The 8,895-nt window shown below is 65.1% G+C and carries 9 protein-coding genes; all 9 read left to right on the top strand.

What is annotated here, in order from left to right; translation table 11 throughout:
* The coding region (locus EN925_RS11905) for an FAD-dependent monooxygenase (RefSeq protein WP_128336559.1) at positions 1–1,668 on the top strand (1,668 nt) is incomplete at its 5' end.
* Between the two features lie 10 nt (positions 1,669–1,678).
* Entirely contained in the window at positions 1,679–2,569 is an 891-nt protein-coding gene (locus EN925_RS11910) for an intradiol ring-cleavage dioxygenase (RefSeq protein ID WP_013533090.1), read from the top strand.
* Positions 2,569–3,387 carry an SDR family NAD(P)-dependent oxidoreductase gene (locus tag EN925_RS11915; RefSeq protein ID WP_013533089.1) on the top strand — a complete coding sequence of 273 codons (819 nt, stop codon included), beginning with the start codon at positions 2,569–2,571 and terminating at the stop codon, positions 3,385–3,387. Before EN925_RS11910 ends, EN925_RS11915 begins: the two co-directional genes overlap by 1 nt.
* Before the next feature lie 63 nt (positions 3,388–3,450).
* Positions 3,451–4,758, top strand: a complete 1,308-nt coding sequence (locus EN925_RS11920) for an ABC transporter substrate-binding protein (protein ID WP_127365425.1) — start codon at positions 3,451–3,453, stop codon at positions 4,756–4,758.
* A 25-nt stretch (positions 4,759–4,783) separates the two neighbouring features.
* Positions 4,784–5,512 carry an ABC transporter ATP-binding protein gene (locus EN925_RS11925; RefSeq protein ID WP_128336560.1) on the top strand — a complete coding sequence of 243 codons (729 nt, stop codon included), beginning with the start codon at positions 4,784–4,786 and terminating at the stop codon, positions 5,510–5,512.
* Complete coding sequence (locus EN925_RS11930; protein WP_013533086.1) at positions 5,509–6,237, top strand: ABC transporter ATP-binding protein; 729 nt, start codon at positions 5,509–5,511, stop codon at positions 6,235–6,237. The genes EN925_RS11925 and EN925_RS11930 overlap by 4 nt, the downstream gene beginning before the upstream one ends.
* Complete coding sequence (locus EN925_RS11935) at positions 6,224–7,087, top strand: branched-chain amino acid ABC transporter permease (protein WP_013533085.1); 864 nt, start codon at positions 6,224–6,226, stop codon at positions 7,085–7,087. The genes EN925_RS11930 and EN925_RS11935 overlap by 14 nt, the downstream gene beginning before the upstream one ends.
* On the top strand, positions 7,084–8,130 hold the full coding sequence (locus EN925_RS11940) for a branched-chain amino acid ABC transporter permease (RefSeq protein WP_127368554.1): 1,047 nt from the start codon (positions 7,084–7,086) through the stop codon (positions 8,128–8,130). Before EN925_RS11935 ends, EN925_RS11940 begins: the two co-directional genes overlap by 4 nt.
* Positions 8,127–8,895: alcohol dehydrogenase catalytic domain-containing protein (locus tag EN925_RS11945; protein ID WP_128336562.1), on the top strand; the 769-nt coding region annotated here is incomplete at its 3' end. The genes EN925_RS11940 and EN925_RS11945, both read left to right, overlap by 4 nt.

The following is an 8,895-nucleotide window of genomic DNA, read 5'->3' on the forward strand; positions in this document are numbered from 1 at the left end:
GCCAACATGATCGTCAATCGCTATCGCTGGTTGTCGAACACGCCGCGTGCCCACATCACCAACCAGCGCACCATGGAAGTGCTGCGGGACCTCGGTCCGGATGTCGAGGCAGAGGCCATGATGCACGCCTCGCCGCAGGAACTGATGGGCGAGAACGTGTTCTGCGAAAGCCTGGCCGGCGAGGAGATCGGCCGCATGAAGAGCTGGGGTACAGCGCCGCTCTCCAAGGCCGAACATCTGCTGTCGTCTCCCTGTTTCATGAACGATCTGCCCCAGACCTTCATGGAGCCGATCCTGTTCAAGTCGGCCTGCGCCCGCGGGACGCAGGCACGCATGAGCACGGAATATGTCGGCCATGTCCAGGATGCGGACGGCGTGACCACGACCTGCCGCGATCGGCTGTCGGGTAAGGATTTCACCGTGCGGTCGAAGTTCCTCGTCGGCGCCGACGGCGGCAACTCGCTGGTGGCCGAGCATCTGGGCCTGCCGCTCGACGGTAAGATGGGCGTCGGCGGCTCGATGAACATCCTGTTCAGGGCCGATCTGTCGAAATACGTCGCGCACCGGCCGAGCGTCCTCTACTGGGTCATGCAGCCCGGCGCCGACGTCGGCGGCATCGGCATGGGTCTGGTTCGCATGGTGCGGCCGTGGGACGAGTGGCTGATCGTCTGGGGCTACGACATCAACCAGCCGCCGCCGGAGGTAACGCCGGAACTGGCCACCGAGGTCGCGCGTCAATTGGTCGGAGATCCCGCGCTCGAGATCAAGCTCCTGGGCGCCAACACCTGGACGGTGAACAACTGCTTCGCCACGCACATGCAGAAGGGGCGGGTGTTCATCATGGGCGACGCCGCGCACCGGCATCCGCCCTCGAACGGGCTCGGCTCGAACACATCGATCCAGGATGGGTTCAATCTCGCCTGGAAGCTTGCCAAGGTCGTCAAGGGGCAGGCGGGCATCGGGCTTCTGGATAGCTACTCTGCCGAGCGCGCACCGATCGCGCGCCAGATCGTGACGCGGGCGAACCAGTCCATTGCCGAATTCGGACCGATCTTCGAGGCGCTCGGCATGGATGGCGGCGTCGATCACGACAAGATCCAGAGGAACATGGAGGCCCGCGCCGACGCGACGCCCGCGGCCGAAGCGCAGCGCGAGGCGCTCCGCAAGGCTATCGCCTTCAAGAAGTACGAGTTCGACGCCCATGGCGTCGAGATGAACCAGCGCTATGCGTCCGGCGCGGTGGTGACCGACGGCCAGCGCGAGCCGGCATTCGAGAAGGATCGCGAGCTGCACTATGCGCCAACGACGTGGCCGGGCGCGCGCTTGCCGCATGTCTGGGTGTTCGAGCGCTCGGGCAGGAAGGTCTCGACGCTCGATCTTTGCGGGCATGGCGAGTTCACGCTTTTGACCGGTATTGGCGGCGAGGCGTGGGTCGCCGCGGCGGAGACGGTGGGCGCGGAGCTCGGTCTGCCGATCCGCAGCCATGTGATCGGCCCGCGCCGCACGATCGAGGATCATACCGGCGACTGGGCCGGCGCGCGGGAGATCCGCGACACCGGCTGCCTGGTCGTCCGTCCCGACCACCACGTCGCCTGGCGTTCCGAAACGCTCGCGGCCGATCCGGCGGCCGAACTGCGCCGGGTCTTCAAATCCGTTCTGGCGCGCTGAGGAGGATCGCATGATCGACGAACACGAATCCGGCTATTTCACCGAGGCGAACTCGGCCGAGGTCGTCGTGGCGCGCAACAGGAACGCCAAAGACGAGCGGCTCAAAGAGGTGATGGAGGTCATCACCCGAAAGCTGCACGAGGCGGTGAAGGAGATCGAGCCGACGCAGGAGGAATGGTTCGGCGCGATCATGTTCCTGACGCAGACGGGCCAGATCTGCAACGAATGGCGGCAGGAGTACATCCTGCTGTCGGATGTTCTCGGCGTCTCGATGCTGGTCGATGCGATCAACAACCGCAAGCCGTCGGGTGCCTCGGAATCCACGGTGCTGGGGCCTTTCCACGTCGCCGACGCGCCCGAATTGCCAATGGGATCGAACATCTGCCTCGACCAGAAGGGCGAGCCGATGTTCGTGCATGGCCGCATCCTCAATACCGAGGGTAACCCGATCGCAGGCGCCAAGATCGACGTCTGGCAGGCCAATGACGAGGGTTTCTACGACGTGCAGCAGAAGGGCATCCAGCCCGACTTCAATCTGCGCGGGGTGTTCCGCACCGGTGCGGACGGACGTTACTGGTTCCGCGGCGTGAAGCCCAAATACTACCCGATCCCGGATGACGGTCCGGTCGGCAAGCTGCTGGGCGCGCTAGGCCGCCACCCCAATCGTCCGGCGCATCTCCACTACATTGTCGAGGCCGAGGGCTTCGACGCGCTGACCACGCACATCTTCGATCCGGACGATCCGTACATCGATTCAGATGCCGTCTTCGGCGTGAAGAAAAGCCTGCTCGCCGAATTCCGCAAGGTCGAGGACGCCGAAGCCGCGGCCAGGGTCGAGGTCGCGGCGCCGTTCTACGACGTAGAGTTCGATTTCGTGCTGTCGCGCAAGGGAGGAAACTGATGGCCGCACTTGAGAAGATGTTCGATGTCAGAGGCAAGTCGGTGATCGTCACCGGCGGCGCCAGCGGCATCGGGCAGGCCTATTCCGAGATCATGGCCGAGCACGGGGCGAAGGTCTGCATCTTCGACCTGAACCCTGCCGGGCTGGAGAAGACCGTGGCGGCGATCAGGGCGGCGGGTGGCGATGTCTGGGGCCAGGTCGTCGATGTCGGCGACCGTGCGGCCATGGCGGCCGCCTTCGACAAGGTGGCCGAGAAGGCCGGCTCGATCGACGTCGTGTTCGCCAATGCCGGGATCGACGCCGGGCCGGGCTTCAACACCCCGACGGGCGAAAGGAACCCCGAGGGCGCCATCGAGAACCTGCCCGACGAGCACTGGGACAAGGTGATCGAGATAAACCTGACCTCGGTCTACACCACGATCAAGCATGCCGTGCGGCACATGAAGCCGAATGGCGGCGGCCAGATCATCGTCACGTCGTCCATCGCCTCGCTGATCAACGAGAGCATCGTGGGTACACCCTACATGCCCGCCAAGGCCGCGGTGAACCATCTCGTTCGCCACATGGCGATGGAGCTCGGCGCCTACAACATCCGCATCAACGCAATCCTGCCCGGGCCGTTCATCACCAACATCGCCGGCGGCCGGCTGCGCAATCCGGCGGACCGCAAGGCCTTCGAGGCCCAGTCGCTCATCGGCCGGATCGGTGACCCTGAAGAGATCAAGGGCCTGGCGCTTTATCTTGCGTCGCCGGCCGCGTCCTACGTGACGGGCTCGCTGATCGTCATCGATGGCGGCTCGCTGCTGAGGATGACCTGAACAAGCTTTGAACTGAGACCGGTCCCGTGGGCCGGAGAAACTTAACCCAGGGAGGAACCGACAATGACCTACTACAACAAACTGGTGAAATCGGGCTTGCGGCCCAGCCGCCGAAGCGTCCTGAAGGGGATTGGAGCCGGCGTTGCCGCCAGCACGCTGGGCATGCCGACCTATCTGCGCGCCGCGACGGCGGGGAAGATCAAGCTCGGCTATCTCAGCCCCACGACCGGGCCGCTCGCCCTGTTTGGTGAAACGGATGGCTACACCTTGCAGAAAATCCGCGCACTGCTCGGCGGCCAGCTGCAATGTGCCGACGGCAATACTTACGAGATCGAGATACTCGATCGCGACAGCCAGTCCAATCCGAACAAGGCATCGGAAATCGCCGGCAACCTCATCCTGAACGACGAGGTGCATCTGCTCGTACCGGCCTCGACCACCGACACAATCCTGCCCGCGGCCGAGCAGGCCGAGCTTTATGAGACCCCCTGCATTTCCTCCGGCGCTCCCTGGCAAGCGGTGATCATGCCGCGCGGCGGCGGCAAGCAGACCTTCGACTGGACCTATCATTTCTTCTGGGGCCTCGACGAGGCGCTGAACACCTTCGTCGGACTCTGGAACCATCTGGAGACCAACAAGAAGGTCGGCATGCTGTTTCCGCAGAACATCGACGGCGAGACCTGGGGCAACGACGAATATGGCTTGCCAGCGCCGACCCGCAAGGCCGGCTACGAGGTCGTGGTGCCCGGCTATTTCCAGCCCCGCACCAATGATTTTTCCGCACAGATCGCCGAGTTCAAGAAGCAGGGCTGCGAGATCATCGGCGGCATTACCTATCCGGACGATCTGAAGACCTTCGTCACCCAGTGCAACCAGCAGGGCTTCAAGCCGAAGGCGGTCACGGTGGCGGCGGCACTCCTGTTCCCGGGGGGTGTCGAGGCCATGGGTCCTCTAGGCAACGGCATGTCCTCGGAGGTCTGGTGGACACCGGCCTTCCCGTTCAAGTCGTCGCTGACCGGGCAGGTCAGCAGCGACATCGCCAGCCAATGGGAAGTCGATTCGAAGCGGCAGTGGACGCAGCCGCTGGGCTATTCGCATGCCTTGCTCGAGGTCGCGCTCGACATCCTGAAGCGCTCTTCCAATCCGCTCGATCGTACAGCCAACCGAGACGCCCTGGTCGCTACCGATCTGCAGACGCTGGTCGGTCATATCAAGTTCGACGGCTCGCCCCACAAGAACATCTGCAAGACGCCGATCTTCGGCGGCCAGTGGGTGAAGGGCGAGAAATGGCCCTATGACCTGAAGATCGTCGACAACACGGTCAATCAGCTCTTCGCGCCGCAGCAGGCTATTCAGCCGATCGCCTGGTGACATGAGCGGGGACGCGGGCAGAGTCATGCGTAGGGAAATCCTGCTGAAAGCGCACGGGGTGTCGAAGTCCTTCGGCGCTGTCCGCGTCCTGCATGACGTGACTTTCGACGTGCATCGGGGCGAGGTGCTGGGCATCCTCGGCCCGAATGGGGCGGGCAAAACGACGCTGTTCAACGTGATCAGCGGCGACTTGAAGACGTCCGGCGGCGAGATACAGCTCGGCGACACGGCACTCCGCGGCGAGCCGCCCTTCCGCCGCTGCCAGATGGGGATCGGGCGGACCTATCAGATCCCGCGTCCCTATTCCGGCATGACCACCTTCGAAAACCTGCTGGTCGCCGCCGCTTTCGGCGGCGGCCGGTCCGAGAAGCAGAGCTATGCTTTCTGCGCCCAGGTCCTGCGCGAGTGCGAACTCTCCGACAAGGCCAATGTCTCGGCCGGCGGTCTCACTCTGCTCGACCGCAAGCGGCTGGAGCTGGCGCGCGCGCTGGCGTCGGATCCGAAGCTGCTGCTGCTGGACGAGATCGCGGGCGGGCTGACCGACGATGAATCGAAGGCGCTGGTGGCGCTGGTGCGCCGCATCCGCGACCGCGGCATCACCATCGTGTGGATCGAGCATGTGCTGAACGCGCTGCTGGCGGTGGCCGACCGGCTGTTGGTGCTGAATTTCGGCGAGAAGATCGCCGAAGGCGTGCCCGCCGACGTGATCGCGCTGCCCGAGGTCCAGCGCGTCTACATGGGGATCGAGGGATGACGGCCGTTCTTTCCACCCACGGGCTGTTGGCCCGCTATGGCGACTTCCAGGCGCTCTACGGCGTCGACATCGAGCTGCACCAGGGTGAGGCCGTGGCCTTGATCGGCGCCAACGGGGCCGGAAAATCCACCCTCCTGCGTTCGATCATGGGCCTGCTTCCGGTCGGGCGCGAGATGGTGCTGCTGCACGGTGAGCCGGTCGGCGGCACCGCCACCGACCGCATGGTGCAGAAGGGCGTCGCCATCGTGCCGGAGGGCCGCCGCCTCTTCACCGGCATGTCGGTCGAGGACAATCTGCGCGTCGCCATCGACCAGGCCGCGCGCATGGGCGCCAAGGGCGGATGGACGCTGCCGCGTCTGCACCAGCTGTTCCCGATCCTCAAGGAGAAGGCTCGCACCCAGGTGCAAAGCCTCTCGGGCGGGCAGCAGCAGATGGTGGCGATCGGCCGCGCGCTGCTCTGCCAGCCGCGCGTGCTGCTCTGCGATGAGATCAGCCTTGGTCTCGCGCCCAAGGTGATCCGCGAAATCTATGCCGCCTTGCCCGAAATCCGCGCCACCGGAACGGCGATGATCGTGGTCGAGCAGGATGTCGGCCTCGCCCGGACCGCCACGGACCGCCTCTACTGCATGCTGGAGGGCCGCGTGACCCTGACCGGCAGGTCCGCCGAAATCACGCGCGAGCAGATCGGCAAAGCCTATTTTGGAGCGGGCCATGGAGTGGTTTGACGCCTTGGTGCAGGGGGTCCTGCTGGGCGGCATGTATGCCCAGTATGCACTCGGCATGGCGCTGATGTTCGGCGTCATGCGGATCGTCAACATCAGCCATGGCGATCTGGTGATCCTTTTGTCGCTGATCGGCATCTCGATCGCCACGGCTTGGGGTCTGGGACCGCTGCCGGTGCTGATCGTGCTGGTGCCGCTCGCGGTGCTGATGGGCTGGGTGCTGCAGAAGGCCGTGCTGAACCGCGTGGTGGGCAGCGATCCGCTGCCCTCGCTGATCGCGACCTTCGGACTGTCGATCGCGCTGCAGAACCTGATGCTCCAGATATGGTCCGCGAACAGCCGATCGCTGCCCGGCCATGGGATCGAGAGCCAGTCCATCGAGATCGGCGGCATCTATGTCGGTCTCCTGCCGCTGATCGTGCTGGCCGTTGCCACGGGCCTGACAGGAGGCCTCGACCTGACGCTGAAGCGCACGCGCTTCGGTCGCGCGCTCCGCGCCGCGTCGGCCGATGTCGAGGCGGCGGCGATGACCGGCATCAACCCGCGCGCCGTCTATGCGATGGCGACAGCGGCGGCGGTCGGCATTCTCGGTTTTGCAGCCGTCTTCCAGGCGCTGCGGTCGACTGTTGCTCCGGCCGACGGACCTGCCCAGCTGATCTACGCGTTCGAAGCGGTGATCATCGGCGGCATGGGGACGGTATGGGGCGCCTTCGTCGGCTCGATGGTGCTCGGCATCTCGCAGGCCATCGGCTTCCGCATCGATCCGGGCTTCGGCGTGCTTGCCGGACATATCGTCTTCCTGGTCGTGCTGGCGACCCGCCCACAGGGCCTGTTCGGAAAGGCATTGTCATGAGTGCGATTCCCTATGTGGCAACAACCGAGGTGCCCGAAGTCGTGGTCCAGCGCCAGACCCGGTCCGGTCGCATTGCGATGACGCTGGCGGTGCTGGCCACGGTCGCTGTCGCTGTCATGCCGTGGTGGGCTTCGACCGGCACGATCCGGTCGGTTCTGGTGCTGTGCTGCTATATCGCCGTCGCGCAGATGTGGAACCTGCTCGCCGGCTATGCCGGCCTCGTCTCCGTGGGCCAGCACGCCTTCATGGGCGCCGCCGGCTATGCGCTTTTCGTGCTGGCGCAGACCTACGGCATCAATCCGTTTGTGGCGGTCTTCCTGTCGCTCCTGGTGCCGGCCGCGCTGGCCGTGCCGATCTACCTGCTGCTGCATCGCCTGGATGGCCCCTATTTTTCGATCGGCACATGGGTGGTGGCCGAGGTCTTCCGGCTGACCGCCTCGAACCTGCCGCTCGTCAATTCCGGCGCGGGCATGTCGCTTCGCGTGATGAAGGACTATTCGGCCTTCGAGCGGAATGTCGCTATGTCGCTGCTCTGTGCGGGGATGCTGCTCGTCACGCTGGGCGGCAGCTATTGGCTGCTTCGCTCGCGCTTCGGCCTTGCGCTGATCGCCATACGCGACAATCCGGTTGCAGCTGCCAGCCAGGGCGTGAATGTCGTGAAGCTACGCTTCCTGATCTATGTCGCGTCGGCGGTCGGCTGCGGTCTCGCGGGCGCGATCTATTTTATGGCGCAGCTGCGCATCACCCCCGGTTCGGCCTTTGACCCGATGTGGGCGAACGTCGCGATCTTCATCGTCATGGTCGGCGGGATCGGGTCCATCGAGGGCGTTCTGATCGGATCGCTGATCTTCTTCATCGCGGACCGCTGGTTCGGCGAATATGGCGCAACCTATTTCGTCGTCCTCGGCCTGATGACGCTTCTGGTGGCGCTCTACGCCCGGACGGGCATCTGGGGCCTGATCTCGAAGCGGTGGGATGCACCATGGTTCCCGATCCGACGCAAGCTCGTCGACCCCGAACCGCTGACGAGGAGGATTTCATGAAAGCCGCCATCTTCGATAAGGTCGGGGTCCCACTGCGGATCGGCACGGTGCCGGACCCGACGCCAGCACCGGACGAGGTCGTCTTGCGTGTCGCCGCTTGCGGCATCTGCGGCAGCGATCTGCACATCACCGAGGATCCGGTGCCTTTCGGCATCGAGGCAGGCTTTGTGCTCGGCCATGAATTCTCCGGTGACATCGTCGCGGTCGGATCGGAGGCAACGGGCCTTCGGATCGGTGACCGGGTCGCTGTCGTGCCGATGCGCGGTTGCGGACACTGCGAGGCCTGCGAGCGCGGCGATCCGGCGCGCTGTCACGAGATGGAGCTGATCGGCGGCGGCTATGCGCAATACGCGACCGTGGCCGCACGCCAATGTCATATCCTGTCCGACGATGTAGCACTCGAGGATGGTGCGTTGGCCGAGCCACTGTCGGTCGCCCTGCATTGCATCGTCCGTTCGGGCATGAAGCCGGGGGATCGGGTCGCCATACTGGGTGCCGGGCCGATCGGACTGCTCGTCGCCTTCTGGGCGCGGCGCATGGGGGCATCGCGTGTCGTGGTGGCCGACATCCACGGCCATCAGCGCGAGCGTGCGCTTGCTCTCGGCGCGACCGGCTTCGCGCTTTCCGGCGAAAAGCTGAGCGAGAACCTCACCGATCTCTGCGGCGGAGCGCCCGACATCGTCTTCGAATGCGTTGGCAAGCGTGGCCTCATCGGCGCGGCGGTCGAGGCGGTCCGGCTGCAGGGCACGGTGGTCGGGGTCGGCC

It is taken from the genome of Mesorhizobium sp. M7A.F.Ca.US.006.04.2.1 (genome assembly GCF_004022915.1).
Taxonomy (GTDB): domain Bacteria; phylum Pseudomonadota; class Alphaproteobacteria; order Rhizobiales; family Rhizobiaceae; genus Mesorhizobium; species Mesorhizobium ciceri.